Source organism: Streptomyces sp. NBC_00386, assembly GCF_036063235.1.
Classification (GTDB): domain Bacteria; phylum Actinomycetota; class Actinomycetes; order Streptomycetales; family Streptomycetaceae; genus Streptomyces.
The window spans coordinates 1204927-1223599 of record NZ_CP107950.1 but is presented as its reverse complement, the minus strand read 5'-3'; the positions used below and the strand labels follow the sequence as shown (position 1 = coordinate 1223599).

General features: G+C 72.1%; 17 protein-coding genes. 10 read left to right on the top strand and 7 right to left on the bottom strand.

Annotation, left to right across the window (positions count from 1 at the left end; genetic code table 11):
* Positions 1 to 214: 214 nt before the first annotated feature.
* Entirely contained in the window at positions 215 to 2590 is a 2376-nt protein-coding gene (locus OG780_RS05205) for a SpoIIE family protein phosphatase (protein ID WP_328445149.1), read from the bottom strand.
* Positions 2591 to 3384: 794 nt separating this feature from the next.
* Here OG780_RS05205 and OG780_RS05200 point away from each other — a divergent pair.
* A complete protein-coding gene (locus OG780_RS05200; RefSeq protein ID WP_328445147.1) occupies positions 3385 to 5190 on the top strand; it encodes an RICIN domain-containing protein in 1806 nt (601 codons plus the stop codon).
* A gap of 251 nt (positions 5191 to 5441) precedes the next feature.
* Here OG780_RS05200 and OG780_RS05195 read toward each other — a convergent pair whose 3' ends face one another.
* Both OG780_RS05195 and OG780_RS05190 read right to left on the bottom strand, forming a co-directional pair.
* On the bottom strand, positions 5442 to 5933 hold the full coding sequence (locus OG780_RS05195) for a hypothetical protein (protein ID WP_328445145.1): 492 nt from the start codon (positions 5931 to 5933) through the stop codon (positions 5442 to 5444).
* A 10-nt stretch (positions 5934 to 5943) separates the two neighbouring features.
* Positions 5944 to 7383: a helix-turn-helix domain-containing protein gene (locus OG780_RS05190; protein ID WP_328445143.1), complete on the bottom strand. Its 1440-nt coding sequence runs from the start codon at positions 7381 to 7383 to the stop codon at positions 5944 to 5946.
* 205 nt (positions 7384 to 7588) lie between these two features.
* On the opposite strand from OG780_RS05190, the gene OG780_RS05185 reads away from it, so the two are divergent.
* From OG780_RS05185 to tgmC, 5 genes are all read left to right on the top strand, one after another.
* Complete coding sequence (locus tag OG780_RS05185) at positions 7589 to 7798, top strand: hypothetical protein (protein ID WP_328445141.1); 210 nt, start codon at positions 7589 to 7591, stop codon at positions 7796 to 7798.
* Positions 7795 to 8283: a DUF6415 family natural product biosynthesis protein gene (locus tag OG780_RS05180; RefSeq protein ID WP_328445139.1), complete on the top strand. Its 489-nt coding sequence runs from the start codon at positions 7795 to 7797 to the stop codon at positions 8281 to 8283. Before OG780_RS05185 ends, OG780_RS05180 begins: the two co-directional genes overlap by 4 nt.
* 144 nt (positions 8284 to 8427) lie before the next feature.
* The gene (tgmA, locus tag OG780_RS05175) at positions 8428 to 8721 is read left to right on the top strand and encodes a putative ATP-grasp-modified RiPP (RefSeq protein ID WP_328445137.1); all 294 of its coding nucleotides are present in this window, start codon (positions 8428 to 8430) and stop codon (positions 8719 to 8721) included.
* The gene (gene tgmB / locus OG780_RS05170) at positions 8718 to 9665 is read left to right on the top strand and encodes an ATP-grasp ribosomal peptide maturase (protein WP_328445135.1); all 948 of its coding nucleotides are present in this window, start codon (positions 8718 to 8720) and stop codon (positions 9663 to 9665) included. Before tgmA ends, tgmB begins: the two co-directional genes overlap by 4 nt.
* Positions 9662 to 10774 (top strand): ATP-grasp peptide maturase system methyltransferase, encoded by a 1113-nt coding sequence (tgmC, locus tag OG780_RS05165; protein WP_328445133.1) that lies wholly within the window; start codon positions 9662 to 9664, stop codon positions 10772 to 10774. The genes tgmB and tgmC overlap by 4 nt, the downstream gene beginning before the upstream one ends.
* Before the next feature lie 65 nt (positions 10775 to 10839).
* Here the strand turns inward: tgmC and OG780_RS44565 are convergent, their stop codons facing one another.
* From OG780_RS44565 to OG780_RS05150, 3 genes are all read right to left on the bottom strand, one after another.
* Positions 10840 to 10929 (bottom strand): hypothetical protein, encoded by a 90-nt coding sequence (locus OG780_RS44565; protein ID WP_443062299.1) that lies wholly within the window; start codon positions 10927 to 10929, stop codon positions 10840 to 10842.
* Positions 10930 to 11107: 178 nt separating this feature from the next.
* The gene (locus OG780_RS05155; protein WP_328445129.1) at positions 11108 to 12082 is read right to left on the bottom strand and encodes a 2-hydroxyacid dehydrogenase; all 975 of its coding nucleotides are present in this window, start codon (positions 12080 to 12082) and stop codon (positions 11108 to 11110) included.
* Entirely contained in the window at positions 12079 to 13248 is a 1170-nt protein-coding gene (locus tag OG780_RS05150; RefSeq protein WP_328445127.1) for a lactate 2-monooxygenase, read from the bottom strand. Before OG780_RS05150 ends, OG780_RS05155 begins: the two co-directional genes overlap by 4 nt.
* A 113-nt stretch (positions 13249 to 13361) precedes the next feature.
* Here OG780_RS05150 and OG780_RS05145 point away from each other — a divergent pair, with 113 nt between their 5' ends.
* Positions 13362 to 14540 carry a PucR family transcriptional regulator gene (locus OG780_RS05145; protein ID WP_328445125.1) on the top strand — a complete coding sequence of 393 codons (1179 nt, stop codon included), beginning with the start codon at positions 13362 to 13364 and terminating at the stop codon, positions 14538 to 14540.
* A 117-nt stretch (positions 14541 to 14657) separates the two neighbouring features.
* Here OG780_RS05145 and OG780_RS05140 read toward each other — a convergent pair whose 3' ends face one another.
* A complete protein-coding gene (locus tag OG780_RS05140) occupies positions 14658 to 15209 on the bottom strand; it encodes a hypothetical protein (protein ID WP_328445123.1) in 552 nt (183 codons plus the stop codon).
* Between the two features lie 341 nt (positions 15210 to 15550).
* Here OG780_RS05140 and OG780_RS05135 point away from each other — a divergent pair, with 341 nt between their 5' ends.
* From OG780_RS05135 to OG780_RS05125, 3 genes are all read left to right on the top strand, one after another.
* Complete coding sequence (locus OG780_RS05135; RefSeq protein WP_326783946.1) at positions 15551 to 15973, top strand: subtilase-type protease inhibitor; 423 nt, start codon at positions 15551 to 15553, stop codon at positions 15971 to 15973.
* 358 nt (positions 15974 to 16331) lie between these two features.
* Entirely contained in the window at positions 16332 to 17858 is a 1527-nt protein-coding gene (locus OG780_RS05130; RefSeq protein WP_328445120.1) for a phosphatase PAP2 family protein, read from the top strand.
* Between the two features lie 276 nt (positions 17859 to 18134).
* Positions 18135 to 18671 carry an SRPBCC family protein gene (locus OG780_RS05125; RefSeq protein WP_328445118.1) on the top strand — a complete coding sequence of 179 codons (537 nt, stop codon included), beginning with the start codon at positions 18135 to 18137 and terminating at the stop codon, positions 18669 to 18671.
* The last annotated feature ends 2 nt before the right edge of the window (positions 18672 to 18673 follow it).

The following is an 18673-nucleotide window of genomic DNA, read 5'->3' as shown; positions in this document are numbered from 1 at the left end:
AGAAGGCCTCGGCGAGGGTGCCGGGACCGGCGGAGAACGCTCCGGCGAACCGGGTGCCGGCCGCGCCGGGGAGACCTTGGACGAGCGGGCTGTACAGGATGGTGTCCTCCGGGCGGTGATGGCGGCACCCTCATCACATCAGACACCGCGCCCCCGCCCCTGAACGCCCTCCCTCGTGCCGCGGTCCCGCTCCGGCTCCGTCCCGGTGGGGTACTCACTCCTCGCCGAGGAGGGACAGCTCCGCCCAGATGGTCTTGCCCTCCGGGGTGTGCCGGCTGCCCCAGCGCTGGGTGAGCTGGGCTACCAGGAGCAGCCCGCGTCCACCCTCGTCGAAGGTCTTCGCCCGGCGCAGATGCGGCGCGGTGTGGCTGCTGTCCGAGACCTCGCAGATCAGGGTCTCGGCGTCGTGGATGAGCCGCAGCCGAATGGGCGGTTCGCCGTAGCGGATGGCGTTGGTGACCAGTTCGCTGACCACCAGCTCGGCCGTGAAGGTGGCCACGGTCAGGCCCCAGATCTCCAGCTGATCGGCGACCTGCTTGCGGATCGGCGCGACGAGGGCGGGGTCGGCGGGGATGTCCCAGGTCGCCACGTCGGACGCGGCGAGGCCCTGGGTACGGGCGAGCAGCAGCGCCACGTCGTCCGGCGCGCCGCCCGCGGGAAGCAGCGCCCGGAGGATCGCGTGGGCCGCCCCCTCCAGATGCCGCGACGACTCCTCCAGGGCCCGGCAGAACAGCCGGAGGCCGGCGTCGACGTCCCGGTCGCGGCTCTCCAGCAGGCCGTCGGTGTACAGCGCGAGCACCGTGCCCTCGGGCAGTTCGAGCTCGACCGACTCGAAGGGCAGCCCGCCCAGGCCCAGCGCCGGACCGGGCGGCACGTCGATCTGCCGGGGCGGTCCGTCCGGCGGCAGGACGAGGGGCGGCGGATGGCCCGCGCTGGCGAGCGTGCAGCGCCGGGAGACCGGGTCGTACACCGCGTAGACGCAGGTGGCGCCCACCTCTCCGGTGGTCTCCTCGGCCCCGGCCTCGGCGGACAGCCGTACGACGAGGTCGTCGAGGTGCGTGAGCAGCTCGTCCGGGGCCAGATCGATGTCGGCGAGGGTGCGGACGGCGGTGCGCAGCCGGCCCATGGTCGCCGAGGCCTGGATGCCGTTGCCGATGACATCGCCGACGACCATGGCGACCCGCATCCCTGACAGCGGGATCACGTCGAACCAGTCGCCGCCGACCCCGGCACGCGCCGCGGGCAGATAGCGCGACGCCATCTCCAGGGCCGCCGTCCGGGGAAGGGACTGGGGCAGGAGGCTGCGCTGGAGGGCCAGCGCGGTCTGCCGCTCGCGGGAGAAGCGACGGGCGTTGTCGATGCAGACGGCGGCCCTGGCCGTGACCTCCTCGGCGAGCAGCACGTCGTCGGCGGTGAAGGGGTCGCGCCGCCGGAACCGGCTGAGGACGACGACCCCGAGGGTCCGGCCCCGGGCGCGGACGGGCACCGACATGGTGGCGTGGACGCCGTGCTCCCGGACGTGTCTGCCGCGCGGTCCGTCCGAGCTCAGCCACTCCTCCAGCGTGCCGCTCGTGTTCGGCGCGACGAGGGGCCGGCCCGCGATCAGAGAGTCGGCCTGCGGCGAGGACACGGGATAGACGTCGGCGTCACCGGGTTCGAGGACGGCCTCCGGGCTGCCCTCGTTCACCGACCGGTGGGCGGCGCGGCGGAGCGTGACCGGGGCGGCCGGCGGTTCGACGTCGTACTCGCCTCCGTTCTCCGGGGGGTCCAGCAGATCGACGCTGACGAAGTCGGCGAGGGCGGGTACGCAGACGTCGGCCAGCTCCTGGGCCGTCCGGGTGACGTCGAGGGTGGTGCCGATGCGCATGCTCGCCTCGTTGACCAGCTGGAGCCGCTCGCGGGCCTGGTACTGCTCGGTGAAGTCGTGCGCGGCCACGGACACGCCGATCACACGTCCATGGGTGTCGGTGAGCGGGGCGATCCGCGCGAGCCAGTGCTGCGGCCGGTCCTCGCCGTCTGCGCGCGCGTACGTCGCCACGGCACGCGGGCGGCCGGAGGCCAGGACCTCGGCCATCTCGCGCTCCAGCTGCTCGCCGGCCCGCCGGGAGCCGATCTCGGAGACCCGCAGGCCCCGGATGCGGTCCTCCGGCAGACCGACGACCTCGCACATCGCGTCGTTGAGGCCGTACAGCCGCAGCCGTTCGTCGTAGACGGCTATGGCGCAGGGAGCCTGCGCGAGGACGGCGCGGACGAGCGGGTCCTCCAGGGTGCGGGGCTCCTGGCCTTCCAGCGGGGTGAGCACCAGCCAGCCTCCGCCCCGCTCCAGGCGATGGGCAAGCAGCCACACGGGCAGGACCCGGCCGTCGTGGTGGCGCAGGGCGAGTACTCCGTAACGGCGGTCGTCGCCGGGCTCCGGGAGCGGACCCGTGCTCCCGGGGGCCAGGAGATCCGCCGCCGGGCGGCCCTCGACCTCCTCGGGGGAATAGCCGAGGAGTCGGCGGGCGCCCTCGCTCCAGTGGATCAGGGTGCCGTTCCCGTCGATGACCGCCTGTGCGGTGGCGGCCTCGTCGAGAGGGTGGACCGGGCTCATCGTCGCCACTTTCCCTTGTGCGCACACTCACAGTGAACAAGCGCGTCGTCCGGGTTCCAGACTAGTGGCTGGGCGACTCGAGCACCCTCGAACGCGGAGGGTCCGGAAAGCCATTCGCAGCGGACGGCCCGCGCGCCGCGCCCTCGCGGCCGGTGCGGCTCGCGGGACGGAAGTGAGCGCCGGGCCGGCATCGGCCGGATCCGTGAGTCCGTATCCCTCCGTCAGAATCCGCTTATTCATGGTTGTTTGCCGTAATGCGGCGCGAATGCAAGGTCCCCTGAAATGGCCCCGGGGCCGCCGACCGAGGGCGGGAGGAGCGGGGTCGGCGGCCGGTTTCGCGTGGGAACGCCCGCCGTCCCGCGCGGGGCCTTCGAGAAGGGCCGGTCCCAGTGGACCGCGGGGTCGTGTGCGCGGGGAGCGTGCGTGAGAAGCCGGTGTGTGCGCACGGTTCACACGGGGCGCATGAAATGCCGAAAGCCGGACGGCCCCCAAGTCGTCGATCGCTTTTGACATGTTTTCAATAAGGCTGATCTGGCTCGTGCGCCTTGTTGGTGACGAGTGTGTTGTGCGAGGGTGAGCCTCCCGCGCTTGGTCAAGGGCCGGGTCTGAATCGCTGTTCGCCATTCCCGGCTGTCGACGAGCTCGAGAAGCTCCCTGAACGACGGTCGCCGCACGGCCTTCGTCCCCGGCCGTTCTCCCGGCGCTCCGTCAAAAGGTCCACACCAATCGGGACTCCTTTTCGACGGGCAAGCACGACCTGTGTGCCCCTTGCACCTCGGAAGGAACCCGCTCCCGTGCGCACCCCCCACCCGCCGCTGCCCGACCGTCCGCCCGGCGGATATTTCGGCGAGTCCGACGAGGACCTCGCCGCCGTGCTGAGAGACGGGGAGGAGGCCGACACCACCCGTCCCGTCGCCCTGCTGACAGCCCGGCACTGGCGCCCGGCGTACGACTACGCGGTGATCTGCCTCGCCACGTCCTCGCAGGTCGCCTCCATGGTCACCGAGGCCTCCTTCCGTCACGTCCTCGACGGCCTCGGGGAGGGCGAGCAGGCTCTCGCGCTGCGGCCCCGACTCCTCGTCACGGTGCGGGACACGGTCCGGACCTGGGCCGCGGACGACCGGATGTCGGAAGCCCTGCCGGCCTTGAAAAAACCCGCGGGCGGACGCGGAATGCGCGCGGCGAAGTCCATGACGGCGGAGAACCGCAAACTCGCCGAACACGCTTTCCTCGGTCTTCCGGGCGTCGCCCGATGCCTGTTGTGGCACACCGAGGTGGAGGCCGAGTCGCTGTCCGTGCCGGCCGGTCTTCTGGGCATGGAGGAGCCCATCGCGGTCGCCGCCTGGGAGCAGGCCCGCGAGCAATTCCGCCAGGCCTGTCTGCGGGCACATCTGGAATTCGCCCCGACCAGGGAATGCGGTTTCCACAACCGGCTCCTCGACGCGCCGATCCGGCGCGGCGGAGCCCTGCTGCCGGATGTACAGGAGCATCTGTCGGAGTGCTCCTACTGCCGGTACGCGGCAGCACAACTCAGCCATTTCGAGGGCGGGTTGGGGCTTCTGATCGCCGAGTCCGTGCTCGGCTGGGGCGCCCGCCGCTACTACGACTCCCGCCGGGCACGCGGGCGGCAGGGACTGCGCCCGCGCAGCGTCTCCCGGTTCCGGGGCAGGCGGCAGCGCGGCGCTGAGAGCTCCGGGAAGGACGGACGTCTCCCGGACGACGGACGCCCGGCGGGAGCCGAGCGGACCGGGAAGGACACGCGCTCCGGAGACGACGCGCGTCGCGCGGAGAGCGACGAGATCCCGGCGGGCCGTGGTCGCGCGGAGAGCGGCGAGACCCCGGCGGTCCGAGGGCGAGCCGGCACGGGCGGACGCCGTGGAGGGGAGGGGCGCGCCGAAGGCGGTGCGAACCCGGCGGGCGGCGGGCGCCGTCGTCCGCAGCCCTTGTTCGCGTCGAAGGGGCGACGGGCCGCCAGGCCGGCCGAGGTGTCCCAGCAGGCCCTGGTCACCGGGGCCGGTCTGTCGGCCGCACTGGTGGCGACCGTCCTCGCGGTCAGTCTGTGGCCGAACGAGGAGGGCGGCACCGACTCCGCCGCCGCCATCGGAGCGAGCAGCAGCCGGACGCTGTCACCGGCCCAGGGTTCTCAGGTCCCGCCCGTGATGTCCACGCCGTCCACCGAGGCCGAAGTGGCGTCCAAGGGTGAGCGGACCCGGCTGCGCAACGTGGACGCCGACCTGTGCCTCGGCCTGCGGGACGCCAGGGCCGTGGAAGGCGCCGAGGCCACGCTGGACGTGTGCTCGTCCGCCTGGACCCAGCAATGGGTGTACGAGCGGGACGGACTGCTGCGCAGCGTCGCGAGCACCGGGCTCTGCCTCGACGCACGGGCCGACGACGGTGTCCTGCTCCTCGGCCGCTGTGCCGGCGAGGACGAGAAGCGGCGCGAGGACATGCGCTACGACCTCACCGACGAGGGCGAGTTGCTGTCACGCGGGCGCGACGGACTGGCCGTCGCACCCGCGTCCACGGACCCCGGAGCCGACATCGTGGTCAAGGTCCGCGACTACTCCGACATCCAGCGCTGGCGGACCGAGCGGCCCTGAGTACGGTCGGATGGCCGCTGCCGTAAAAACCCCGTGCCCGGCGGCGGTTGTGTGGCTACGGTAGACGCGTCCAGGTGCGAAGGTACCGGTTACTTCGACTGTAAATCGGGAGACGCGGGTTCGAATCCCGCCGCCGGCTTTGACCGGTGTAGCTCAGCGGCCAAGAGCGCTGTGTACCGGTACCGAACTTGATCTCTGGACACCAGACACGGGCCGCCCGCCACGGGGGAGTTGCGGGCGGCTCTGCTGTGTCAGATCCTCCGGGCGGCGCCCTCCGGCCAGACGACATCGACAGGCAGACCGGCCGCACGGGCCTCAAGGACGGTGTCTGCCGTACCTCCGCCCTTGCCGCTCGGCGGTTCGCCGCTCCAGACGGCAACGAGATGATCCGCGCGCCCGAGGAGCGTGCGGTTCGCGTCCTCGTACGCGGCCCTGTTGGCCGTGTCATGGTCGAGGACGTTGATCTGGTCGGCGGCCGCGGTGAGCCGGTCGAAGGTCTCGGCGTGGTCGGGCTTCACCTTGCTCTCGCGGTAGTCCGCGGACGGGACGACCACAGCCAGGCTGCCCCCGAGCTCCAGGACGACCTCGGCGAAGATTGAATCGGCGCCCTTTGCGATGCACGAGAGGCCGACCAGGTCGCCGGACGCCGCGTACGGCTTCAGCAGTTCTCGCAGGGCGTCCCGCACCAGAGGCACACTGTCCTCGGTGAGATCCATGTGCCCGGTCACGGCGATCGTGGCCACTGTGTTCCCTTCAGACGGAGAGGACTTCGCGGAGTCTGGCCCGCGCTTCGCTGACCGCACTTGAGGTCGATCGACCCACTGTGTACGGGTAGAGCTGGCCGAGTTGCGTGCGGACCCGGCCCGACTGGGTGTCTGCCGCCGCGTCGACGGCCCTGTGGGTCTGCTCGACCGCCCCAGTCACGTCGCCCACCAGGAAGTGGCACTCAGCCAGCCCGATGAGGTCCAGGGCGTGACTGCGGCCTGCTTCCGAGCCGCGGGTTGTGAGAGCGTTGCGGATGCTCGCGGCGGCAGCCTCAGCGTGCTCGTGGGGGTTGTGCCGGGCCATGTCGAGGAGCCTGCCGCCGGTGACCCCGGCGAGCTCCGCCTCGTTGAAGTAGGCGATCCAGTAGGGCTCTTCGGCGCCCGGCGAATCAGCGAGGACTTCGGCTGCCTCCTGGGTCGCCCGTTCGAAGGCGGCGGTCCGGCCCATGGCTGCGTAGGCCCAAGCCTCGCGGGTGTGCAGCATGGCCCGGACGCGGGGACAGGCCGAGGCGCGTGCGCCCTTCTGCGCCAGGCGGATGAGTTCGAGAGCGTCCTGTGGCCTGTCGGTGTACAGCATTTGCCGGGCCATTCCGGCCAGCACGTTGGCACCGAAGCATGCGTCACCGCCCGCGTGCGCGGCGCGGAGCGCGAGCAGATAGTAGTTCTGGGCCTGCTTGTGAAGTCCGGAATCCCAGGCCATGGTGGCCGCGACGCCGCCGAGTTGCGCCATCACCCGGAACAGGGCCTGCTCGACAGGGGGCGCCTGGTGCTCGTCGAGGTGGCCGGCCACCTCGTTCAGCTGGCCGACGACGGCCTTTCGGCGCAGGCCGCCACCGTATCTGTGGTCCCAGGCGCGGAACGCCTGCGCCGTGGCTTCGAGTTCCTGGACCTCCCGGCGTCCGATCCTGCCGCGCCTGACGGTTGGGTCCGCGGCTGGAGGGGGTTGGAGCCAGGCTTCCAGGGAGTCGAGGAGGGTGGCGCCGGAGATGGCGGTGCCGGCGACTGTGCGCGCTGCCGTGCGGCGGTCCATCACGAGGTCACTCCTGGTCAGGTCAGCGGCCTGGTGAACGGTCGCTGAGGGGCGCCAGGATGCGCCGTCGGAAGACCGTGAGGCCGGTGGAGGCGGGTCGGGTTGAGGACGGGTCTCCCACGGGCGGTCGGCCAAGCCGACCATGCGCCCGGGGATGCGTAATCCGTCGGCGATGCGGCAGATGACGTCGAAGCTGGTGACGTGCTGCTGTCCGCTGATGATCGTGGAGACCTTGCCGGGGGTGAGCTGGCAGGCGACGGCGATCCGGTTCTGAGACAGTCCGCCCCACTTCTTGATCAGGGCGAAGGCTGCTGCGAAGTCGTGTTCTGCCAGAGCTCGCCTGACGTCATCTCGATCGAGGAGGTCAGGGTCGAGCGGGCCGGGGGTGGTGGCATCCATCGGGCCGACTTCCGGGGTGATCGTATGCGCTGCGGTGACCTTTTCCGAACCGGGAACGAGTGTATTACCGCCTCGGTAACCCCCGCCGGTCATCCCGGAGCTAACCGCGGAAGACGACTCTCGATGCATAGACATCGCACCCCGGCGACCGAGCGACCGGTCCCGGGTGCGTGGCCAACGCTCAAACCTGTGAGGGAGCGTCGACATGACAGAGAGCAGAGCGTCGGAGGACGGACGCGAAGCCTTCGCGAAGATGACGCTCAGCGTCTGCACCGTCAGCCGTACAGGAGTTGTGACCCGGCCGCGCGCCGTGGTCGTCGTGCCGTACGACTACCAGCCCGACCCGGTGGCCCTGGGGACGCTGTTCCCGGACTGCGCCTGTCCTCTCCACCGCCGGACGGGAGTCGGCCGGTGAACACCGAGACCCGACGCGGTGCCGTCGTGGACGTGGCCGGGATGCGGCAGACGATCGCCGCGCTGCTGCCGCCCTCGGAGGACCTGCCCGCCGGACTCGAAGGGCCAGCGCTGACGGAGACCTTGCGCGGGTACATGACTGGGCTGATCCCGGAGGTCGAGGAGCTGGCAGGCCGACTGCATCGTGACGACATCCCCCGCTACTGCGCGCTCGCGTGCGTCGGTGAGGCCCGGGGCAAGCTCCGGGCCCGGCCCGCGATGGGCCTCGGCGGTGACGTGGCGTACGCGCGGAAGCTGGCGCGCTCCCTTATCGCGCTGTGCGACCACTTCGAGAGTCTGACGGGCCAGGTCATGTGCGTCGCCTGCGACCGTGCGATCCGTCGTCCCGACGACGCCGTACCGCTGGACCAGGTCAGCAACTCAGGTGGCGCGATCACCGCCCGCGTGCACGCCGGCTGCGTCGACGCGCCGCGCCCCCGCCGCTAGTTCGGCCGCCCGCCCCGGCGTACGGGGCCCTATGGCGGCCGTTCGGGTCAGGGCCGCACCCACATTCGCCCGGCCCGTCGGCGTCCCGGAAGACGCCGACGGGCCGGGTCTCGCCATCAACTCGCTTCAGACAGAGGAGCAACAGTGTTCGTCCACTCCGACCGCCTCCCGGCCTCGTCGCCGGTTCCGTCCGGCAGCGTCACTCCGACCCCGTGGGGCGTACAGCGCATGGCACCGTACCCGACGATGGCGCCGGCCTACGCGCACGCCGACCTGGACCCTGCCACCCAGACCGCCCGATTCTTCGACGGCAGCGGGCGGGTCATGGAGATGCCCGGCCACGGCACCAGCACGGGGACCTCCCCGTCCACGGGGACCAGCCCCGACGGCAACGGTTCGACGCAGGACAGCGACAGCGGGAGCGACTCCGACCAGTGACCGATCCGCGTCCGGTGCTGGTCGTCACCGCCCTGTACGACCCCACCGCCGACGTGGTGATCACCGAGCTGCACGACCGAGGTGTCCCGGTCGTGCGGCTCGACTCCGGGGACTTCCCCGGGGCACTGTCGGTGGAGGCTGAGATCACCGCTCACGGCATCCAGGGGACCATCAGCACCCCGTCCCGGACCGCCGACCTCGCAGGCATCCGATCCCTGTACTACCGGCGCCCCTCCGGGTTCGCCTTCCCGCATCTCGACGAGCAAGACGCCCGGTTCGCCGTCACCCAGGCGCGGTACGGACTCGGGGGAGTGCTGGCCTCCCTGCCCGGCTGTCTGTACGTCAACCACCCGCACCGCATCGGCGACGCGGAGTTCAAGTCCGCCGGGCTGGCCGCCGCCGTCGCGGCCGGCTTCGACGTACCGCCCACGCTCATCACTTCGAGCCCCGATGCCGCCCGGGCCTTCATCAAGCGGCACACGCCGGTCATCTACAAGCCGCTCCACAATCCGGTCTACCTCGTCGACGGGGCGTCGTCCGTCGTGAAGGTCGCCGAAGTCTCGGTCGACGAGGTCGACGACGACGTGGCAGGGACGGCTCACCTGTTCCAACAGCGCGTGCCCAAGACCGGCGACGTCCGGGTGACCGTCATCGGTGACCGCGTCTTCTGCGTGCGGATCGACTCCGATCTGCTCGACTGGCGCACTGACTACAGCCACCTCACCTACACCGTCGTCCAGCCGCCACCGGGCATCGAACAGGCGCTGCACAGCTATCTGCGCCACTTCGGGCTCGTCTTCGGCGCTTTCGACTTTGCCGTCGACCGCGAGCAGCGATGGTGGTTCCTGGAGTGCAACCCGTCCGGCCAGTGGTACTGGCTGGAGTCCGAGACGGGTCTGCCGATGCGCGCAGCCCTGGCAGACCTTTTGGAGAGGACGACGTGAGCGATCAGGCACTGCTCCAGCAGCTCGTCAGCACACTGACCGCGAACGGCAGTCTGCGCACCGCGCCGTGGAAGCAAGCCGCCGCGGCGGTCCCGCGGCACGAGTTCCTGCGGGGCGGATTCTTCCGCCGGGTCAGCGGCTCTCCCTCGGCCTGGGCGCCGATCCTGGAGGACGACCCCAGGTGGCTCGACGCCTGCTACGAAGACGAGTCGCTGGTCACCCAGATCGCCGGCACCATCGTTCCGGCCGACATCTGCGGCGAGATCATGCGCTCGCCCACCAGTTCCAGCACGTTGCCCTCCCTCGTGCTCCGCATGCTCGAAGAGCTCCAAGTCGAGGACGGGATGCGCGTGCTGGAGATCGGCACGGGGACCGGTTACTCCACCGGCGTGCTCTGCCGGCGTCTCGGCGAGGACTGCGTCACGTCGGTCGAGTACGACGAGGACGTGGCTGCCCATGCGCAAACGGCCCTCGGTCGACTCGGCTTGTACCCCACACTCGTCACGGGAGACGGTCTGCTGGGCCACGTTGCGAAGTCCCCGTACGACCGGGTGATCGCGACGTGCGGGGTCCGCACCGTTCCTCAGGCATGGATCGAGCAGACGCGACCCGGCGGGCTGATCCTGGCCACTGTCGGCGGATGGCTGGCGTCCTCCAGCCTGGCCCGGCTGACGGTGCACGACGACGGGACGGCGAGCGGGTCGCTGCTCAGCGGTCAGGTCAGCTTCATGCTCGCCCGGCCGCACCTGGCACCGCCGCTCGGGCTACTGCCTGATCTCAGCGTGGGCAAAGAGCGGGAGGCCGTCCTTGGCGTCGACGTCCTGAACGACTGGACGGCCCGGTTCGTCGTCCAGGACGCCGTTCCGTACGCGCAGAGCCTGACGCTGGAGCAGAACGGGCGCCACGAGCACGTCCTGGTCGACGTCGACACCGGTGCGTGGGCTGCTGTCTACGAAGAGGGCGACCGGTGGACCGTGCGGCAGGACGGCCCGGTCGCCCTGTGGGATGCCGCGGAGGAGGCCCTCGGGCGCTGGCTCTCCGCCGGCCGTCCTCCGCTGGAGGAGTTCACCCTCAGGGTCACCCCGGACGGCCATGCCTACACCTGGTAGACCCCATTGTCGGCCCCGCTCGTCTGCTTCCCCCCGTGGCGGATGGGCGGGGTCTCGTCGTGTCGTCAGTCGACGAGGACGGAGACCCGCTGATCCAGGACTGCGGCGATCCGCAGGAGGTCGCCGTAGCGAGGGTCGCTGGTGCCGGCCTCGATGCGCTGGAGGGTGCGGCGGTCGATGCCGGTGGCTGCGGCACCTGAAAGCCTCTGGCCCGCCGGCGTCCCGGAAGACGCCGACGGACCGTACGTCCTTGAGCGGGGCGCCGATCAGGCAGGGCTCCGATCCGCCGTCGCCCGTCGCCCGTCGCCCGTCGCCCGTCGCCCGTCGCCCGGGCTACGAGACGACGTCCTGGGGCGGTTTGCCCGTCACGAAGTCCGCGGCGTTCTGGACCGCGGCCAGTGCGATCCGTACGAGGGTCTCGCGGGTGACGCCGGCGACGTGCGGGGAGAGCACCACGTTCGGCGCCTTGAGCAACCGCAGGGCCGGGGTGGGCGGTTCGGGGTCGAAGACGTCGAGGCCCGCTCCGGCGAGGGTGCCCGCGTGCAGCGCGTCCGCGAGGGCGTCCTGGTCGATCAGGGCGCCACGCGAGGTGTTGACGACGAACGCGGTCGGCTTGAGCAGCGCGAGCCGTTCGGCGTTCAGGAGATGACGGGTCGCGTCGGTGAGCGGCGCGTGCAGGCTGACGTAGTCCGACACGCGCAGCAGTTCCTCCAGTTCGACATGGCGGGCGCCGAGCCGGGCCTCCGTCTCGGCGGACGCGCGCGTGGGCCCGGCGTACACGACGCTCATGTCGAACGCGACGGCCCGCCGCGCGACCTCCTCGCCGATGTGGCCGAGTCCCACGATCCCGAGCGTCTTGCCGGACAGCTCCGTGATCGACTGCTGGAGCCGGGGCAGTGCCCAGTCCGCCTCGGTCAACGCGGTGTGGGCGGGCACCAGTTGCTTGGCCAGGGCGAGCATGAGGGCGAAGGTCTGCTCGGCCACGTTCTGCTTCTCGGCGCCGCTGGAACCGATGTTGCACACGGGTATGCCCCGCTCGCGCGCCGCGTCCAGATCGACGTAGTCGAAGCCGTGGCTCGCGCACTGGATCAGCTCCAGGTCCGGTGCGGCGGCGATGTGTCCGGCGGTCACGGGGCCGAGGCCGGTGACGACGACATGCGCCTCGCGCAGCGCGGCGGGGTCCTCGTCCGTGGTCTCCACGACGGTGACACGGACCTGCCCCGGGAAGAGGGTGGCGAGCGCCGCTCCCGCCGTACGGCCGCCGACGTGCGCGGAGACGACGGCGAGCACGTTCTTGGTGACGGTCATGCGGTCTCCTCGATGAGGTCCTCGGGGCCGAGGGAGGCGGGACGGGCGTGTCCGGACAGGGCGAGGGTGAGATCGAACTCGGCGAGCAGACAGCGGACGACGTGTTCGACGCCCGGCTGCCCGTCGAGGCCGAGACCGTAGGCGTAGGGACGTCCGACGAGCACCGCCCGTGCCCCGAGGGCGAGTGCCTTGAAGATGTCGTCGCCGGTGCGGATGCCGCTGTCGAAGAGCACGGTGAGCCGGTCGCCCACCGCCGCCGCCACGCGGGGCAGCGCGTCGGCGGCCGCGACGGACCCCGCCACCTGCCGGCCGCCGTGGTTGGAGACCACCACGCCGTCCATCCCCGCCTCGGCGGCCTGCCGGGCGTCGTCCGGGTGCAGGATGCCCTTGAGGACGATCGGCCCGTCCCAGTTCTCCCGCAGGAAGGCCAGGTCCGGCCAGGTCTTGCCGGGGTCCGCGAACATGCTCACGAAGTGCATGACGGCCGCGTTCGGGTCCTCGTGCACCGGCTTGGCCAGACCCGCCCGGAACGCCGGGTCGGAGAAGTAGTTGGCGGTGCCCACGCCGTGCAGGAACGGCAGGTACGCCTGGTCGAGGTCGCGCGGGCGCCACGCCAGCAGCGGGGTGTCGAGCGTGACGAACAGCGCGGTGAACCCGGCCGCCTTCGCCCGGTCCAGGAAGCTGCGGGTGACCTCGCGGTCCTTCGCCCAGTAGAGCTGGAACCAGCGCTCGCCGTCGCCCATGGCCTCGGCGACCTGCTCCATCGGCGTGCTGGAGGCGGAGGACAGGATGTAGGGCACGCCCTGCGCGGCGGCGGCCCGTGCGGCGGCGCACTCGGCGTCCGGATGCATGATCGACAGCACGCCGATCGGCGCGAGCGCCAGCGGCGCGGGCAACGGGCGCCCCAGCACCTCGACGGACAGGTCGCGTTCGTGGACGTCACGCAGCATGCGCGGCACGATCCGGCGCCGGGCCAGCGCCGCACGATTGGCGCGCGCCGTGCTGCCGTCGCCCGCGCTGCCCGCCACATAGCCGACCGGACCGGGGCCGAGCCGCTGCTCGGTCAGCTCCTCCAGCCGCGTCAGATCGGTGGGCAGCCGCGGCACGGCGCCCGTCATCCCGTTCAGATAGATCTCGTACTGGAAGTCGGCCCAGTGCTTCGCCATCCGTACGTCCCGCCTCTCGTCCCCAAGACCGCGCTGTACGACGATGATCCTGGCGACTGTGACAAGTCCCGTCCACCGTGGTGCGCACAACGTGCGGCTGGGATCATCACCTTGTGACAAACAAGCCGTCCGAGGACCGGGAACGCGTCCGGCAGGAAATGGTCGCCGACCCGCGTGTCGTGGAGGCGATCGTCGCGGCGGTCCACGAACAGGTCCCGGTGTACGCGGCGCTCGACGACAGCCGGCTGCCCGAGGTACGGGCCATCGCGGCCTGGGGCCTGGAGCGGCTGCTCCACCTGTGGGCCACCGACGGCACGCTGGGACCGGCCGATCTCCGGCGTTTCCGGGGCATCGCCTCGGCCCGCGCGGCGGACGGGCGCCCGGTGCAGGCGGTGCTGCGCGCCTACCGGGTCGCGGGCACCGTCCTCACGGACGAGGTCGCCGCCCGCGCGCCCCGGCTCGCCGCCGCCGACGCCTTCGCGCTCGCCCGCATGCTGCTCGCCACCCTGGACACGCTCTCCGAGGAGATGGCCACCGCCTACGCCGCCACCAGCGAGGACCTGGCCGGCGACCGGAGCCGGGCGCTGCGGCTGCTGTTCGACGACCTCATCGCCGGACGGCACGCCTCGGTGGGCGCGCTCTCCGACCGCTCCGCCAGACTGGGCATCCAGCTCCCGGATCCGTACTGCCTGCTGGCGGCGGAGCCGGCCGCCGCGGACCGGCCGGATCTCGCCCACGAGACGGCGACGGCCCTGCTGGACGCGCTGGCCCCTCCCGGGGGCGAGGTGACGTCCCTGGCGACGGTACGGGGCTCACGCGCCGTCCTGCTGCTGCCGCTCGCGGCGTCCGAGCGGGTCGGGGAGGTGATGGGCGAACGGTCCTGGCGCGGGTGCGTCATCACCGGCGAGAGCCTGGACCGGATCGCCCTGGCGCACCGGCTCGCCGCCGACGCGCTCGACACCGCCCCGGCCCACGCCCATCGGTCCGGGCAGGTGCTCACCGACGCCGACGCGCAGGTGCTCGCCCTGCTCGCCGGGCGCCCGGCCGCCGCGCCCGACCACATCGCGCGCCTGGTGCTCGGGCCGCTCGCCGAGGCCGCCCGGCGGCATCTGCTGGACGCCCTCACGGCGTACATCGACTCGGGCTCGGCGAACGCCGCCGCGCGGGCCCTGCACCTTCATCCGCAGTCCCTGCGCTACCGCCTGCGCCGGGTGCACGAGCTGACCGACCGCGACCCCCGCGACCCCTGGCAGCGGCTCACCCTGGACATCGCCCGGACGATCCGCGACTGAGGCTCAGCGGCGGAGCCGGACGATTTGCGACCGAGGCTCCGGGCGGATCAGGACGGCCCTCGCCCTCACCGCGGGGTCAACCCCCGGAGCGGTGTCGCCGAGGTGCCGCCCGCCCGGTCACTCCTCGTCGCCGGGATCGTCCTCCGCCCCGGTGTCCGGGCCCTGTGAGCGGACCCGTTGCACCTGCTCCAGCGAGTCGCGCAGTTCGCCCAGCCAGTCGTCGGTGTGGCGCTGCACCAGGCGGACGCACCAGGCCAGGGCGTCACTGCGGCTGCGGGCGACCCCGGCCGCGACGAGCGTGTCGAGGACCTCGCGTTCGGGCTGGCGCAGCCGGGTCATGACGGGCGCGGCGACATGCGTGAACAGGGCGCGCTCGGTGCCGCACTCCACACCCCAGGAGACCTTCTTGCGGAAGCGGTGCTCCGCGTCACGGGCCACCTCCATGCGGTCCTCGCGGGTGCGCTCGCGGAATTCCTGGATACGGGCCCGGAGCGCCGACTCCTTCTCGGCGTCCGAGGCGCCTTCGGCGAGCCGCGGCTCGGGGATGCGGCCGACGACGGTGATCTCCTCACGGTCGGCCGTCACCTCCGTGAGGCTCTCGAAGAGATCGTCGGGCAGGCGGCCGGCGAACCAGCCGCGCAGCTTCTCGCGTTGCTCCGATGTAATCATGTAATCACGATTACTCTCTCGCGATCGAAGCGCAAGGGAAGCCGGAGAAGTCCGCCGACAGCAGAAGTCGAGGCGGCATGACGGTTCAAGTGGAATGTTTCAGGCCTATTGCTGAGCCGTGTCTTTCCGGCCAGGTGGCTGTCGGTGGTTGTCGTCGGGCGCTCAGTTCCGGGCTTCATCCGTTCGAATTCTGTAACTTCGCGCCACTGATTCAATACTCAAAGTTACTGAAACGTGTGGGGTCGATGTGTGTTTCCTGTGCGAACTCGGCAGACTCGCGCTCGCCGAACCGGCACCGACCGAGCCGGTATCGCATTCGATCGAGCGGAAGGATGCACACAATGCCGAACACCGCGCGTTGGGCAGCGACTCTCACCCTGACGGCCACCGCCGTCTGCGGCCCCCTCGTCGGGTCCGCCCACGCAGCCCCGTCCGGGCTCTACGCCCCCTCCGCCCTGGTGCTCACCACGGGCCATGGCCAGACCGCCTCCGTCGCGACGCCGGAGCGCGCGGTCACTTTGAACTGCGCCCCGACGGCCTCCGGGACCCATCCCGCCGCGGCCGACGCCTGCGCCGAACTACGGGGGGTCAAGGGTGATCTCGACGCGTTGACGCCGAGGAACGATGTCTTCTGTACCAGGCAGTACGACCCCGTGGTCGTCACGGTGGCCGGCGTCTGGCAGGGCAAGCGCGTCTCGTACGAGCACACCTTCGCCAACGAGTGCGTGAAGACCTCCTACGGGATGACGGTCTTCGCGTTCTGAGAGACCGGGATCGCGTGGCCGTCGTGGACATGGACCGGTATCCGTAGCTGGGGAGTGCGGGCACCGTCACGAGGCGCCATGTGATTTCGCACCGAGGGCCGGTCAGACGGAGTGGGGCCGTCGACCGGCCTTCGGCATGTCCGCGTGCGCCACCGCGTCACCACGGTACGGGCGTATCTCCCTGGAGGGCGCGAGGGTGCGTGGGTGCGAGGGTGCCGCGGCGGACGCCGGCCGTTCCCGCGCCCGTGCCGTACGCCCGTACCACGCCGGGGCGGTCCGTGCGCCCAACGGCCCATGCCCGTCACCGTTCCGGGTCACCCGGGATGCCGGCACGGCCGAGGCGGCGTAGCGGTGGAGCATGGGTGCACTCCTCGAATGGGACCAGCGGCTGTTCACGCGGGTGGCCACCGCGCGGGTGCCCGGGGCCGATCCGGCGCTGCGGCGGCTCAGCCACGCCGCCAACCACGGCCGCCTGTGGCTCGGCACGGCCGCCGGGATCGGCCTCGCCGGCGGGCCGGCCGGGCGCCGGGCGGCGCTGCGGGGCCTCGGCTCGCTGGCGCTGGCCTCGTTCACCGTCAACACGCTGGTGAAGTGGAGCGCCCGCCGCCCCCGCCCTCTGCTGGAGGGCGTCCCCGCGATCCGGCACCTGACCCGTCAGCCGCACACCACGTCCTTCCCCTCGGGGCACTCCGCCTCCGCCGCGGCCTTCGCCACCGCCGTCGCCCTGGAGTCCACGCGCTACGGCCTCCTGGTCGCGCCCGTGGCCGCAGCCGTCGCCTTCTCGCGTGTCTACGTAGGGGTCCACTACCCGGGAGACGTCCTCGCCGGCGTGGCCATCGGCGCGGGCGCGGCCGCCCTCACCTGCCGCTGGTGGCCGCCGCGCCCCGTCGTACCGGAGCGGGAACGGCCCGCCGCGCGGGCGCCCGCCCTGCCTCTGGGCAAGGGACTGGTCGTCATCGTCGACGACCAGGCCGGTGCCGGAGCGCCGCCGCCGCACGCCCGGCGGCTGCGCGCCCTGCTGCCCGGGGCCGAGGTGATCGAGCGAGGCCCCGGCGACGACCTCGCGGAGCTGCTCGCCGCGGCGGCCGACCGGGCGGCGGAGATCGGCGGCGCGCTCGGTGTCTGCGGGGGCGACGCCGTGGCGGGCGTCGCCGCCCGCGCGGCGGCCGAACGGGGGCTGGCGCTGGCCGTGTTCCCCGGTGGCACCGCCAACCGCTTCGCGCTGGACGTGGGTGTCCGGGACCTCGAGGACACCGCCGGCGCGGTGGCCCGTGGCGAGGGGGTGTCGGTGGACATCGGCGTCGCCCGCTCGGGGGCGGGAGAGGACACCTGGTTCCTCAACGAGTTCAGCATCGGCCCGTACCCCGAACTCGCGCGGCTGCGCGAGCGGTTGGAGCGCCGCCGGCCCACCGCGCCGACGACGGCGCTCGCCCTGGCCCGGGTGCTCGGCGCCGCCCGCCCGGTCGAACTGAACGTCAACGGCCGGCCCCGTCGCCTGTGGCTGCTCCTCGCGGGCAACGGCCGCTTCGTGCCGGAGGGACTCGTCCCCGCCTTCCGGCCGCGCCTGGACGACGATCTGCTCGATGTGCGCCTGGTCGACGCGGGACGCCGTCTCGCCCGCACCCGCACCGTCGCCGCCGCGGCCCTCGGGACCCTGGAGCACTCACGGGTCTACGAAGCCGAGCGGGTTCCCTGGCTGGAGCTGGACGGTATCGCCGGAGCGGACATCCTGGCCTTCGACGGTGAACCGCTTTCCGGCGCCACCGGGTTGAGGCTGGAGAAGGAGTACCGGGCCCTGGTCGTGTACCGGCCCGTCCGGGGGAGGGCGAGCCGGTCCGGGAGACACGCGGGGCCGCCGCGCCGGCCCGCCGTCGGCGACGGGTGAGGGGCCGCCGGCCCGCCGTCGGCGACGGGTGAGGGGCCGCCGTCTCCCCGCCGACGGCGGCCCCTCGGCCTGAGGAGTGACCGGGCCGGCACCCAGTCACACGTGGACGACGGGTGCAGACTGTGGAACGAGAGCCTGGACGCCCTCGGCCGCCGCCTGGACGACGTGGCGGGAGGGCCGTCGGACCAGCGAGAAGAGCCGTTCCCGCCCGGCCGACGGCAACCGAACGGCGTGGCACCCCCACAGGAAGCTTCCTCACCGAAGGACTGAGACACCATGTCCGCCGAAGCCACCGCACGCACCGGGACGTACCTCACCCTGGACGACGGCCGCCCTGCCGTCCGCTTCAGCCGCACCTATGACCACCCCGTCGACCGCGTCTGGCGGTTCGTGACCGACGCCGACGAACTGGCCGCGTGGTTCCCCTCCCGCGCCGAGATGGAACTGCGCCCCGGCGGCACGATCACCTTCAGCGGCGATCCGAACATGCCCGGGTCGACCGGCCGCGTCCTCGCCGTCGACCCGCCCCGTCACCTCTCCTTCGAGTGGGGCGGTGACGAACTGCGCTTCGGCCTCGAAGCCCTCGACGGCGGGCGCACCCGCTTCACGCTCACCGACGTGCTCGCCGAGCGGGACACGGCCGCCCGCAACGGAGCCGGCTGGGAGGTGTGCCTCGCCGCCCTCGACCGGGTGGCGCGCGGTGAACCGACCGAGGGCCCGCACGCCGGCGGGGTTCCGGCCTGGAAGGAGATCTACGAGGACTACGTCGAGGCGGGTGTCCCCTCCGGCGCCCCGGTGCCGGGGGCGGACTGACC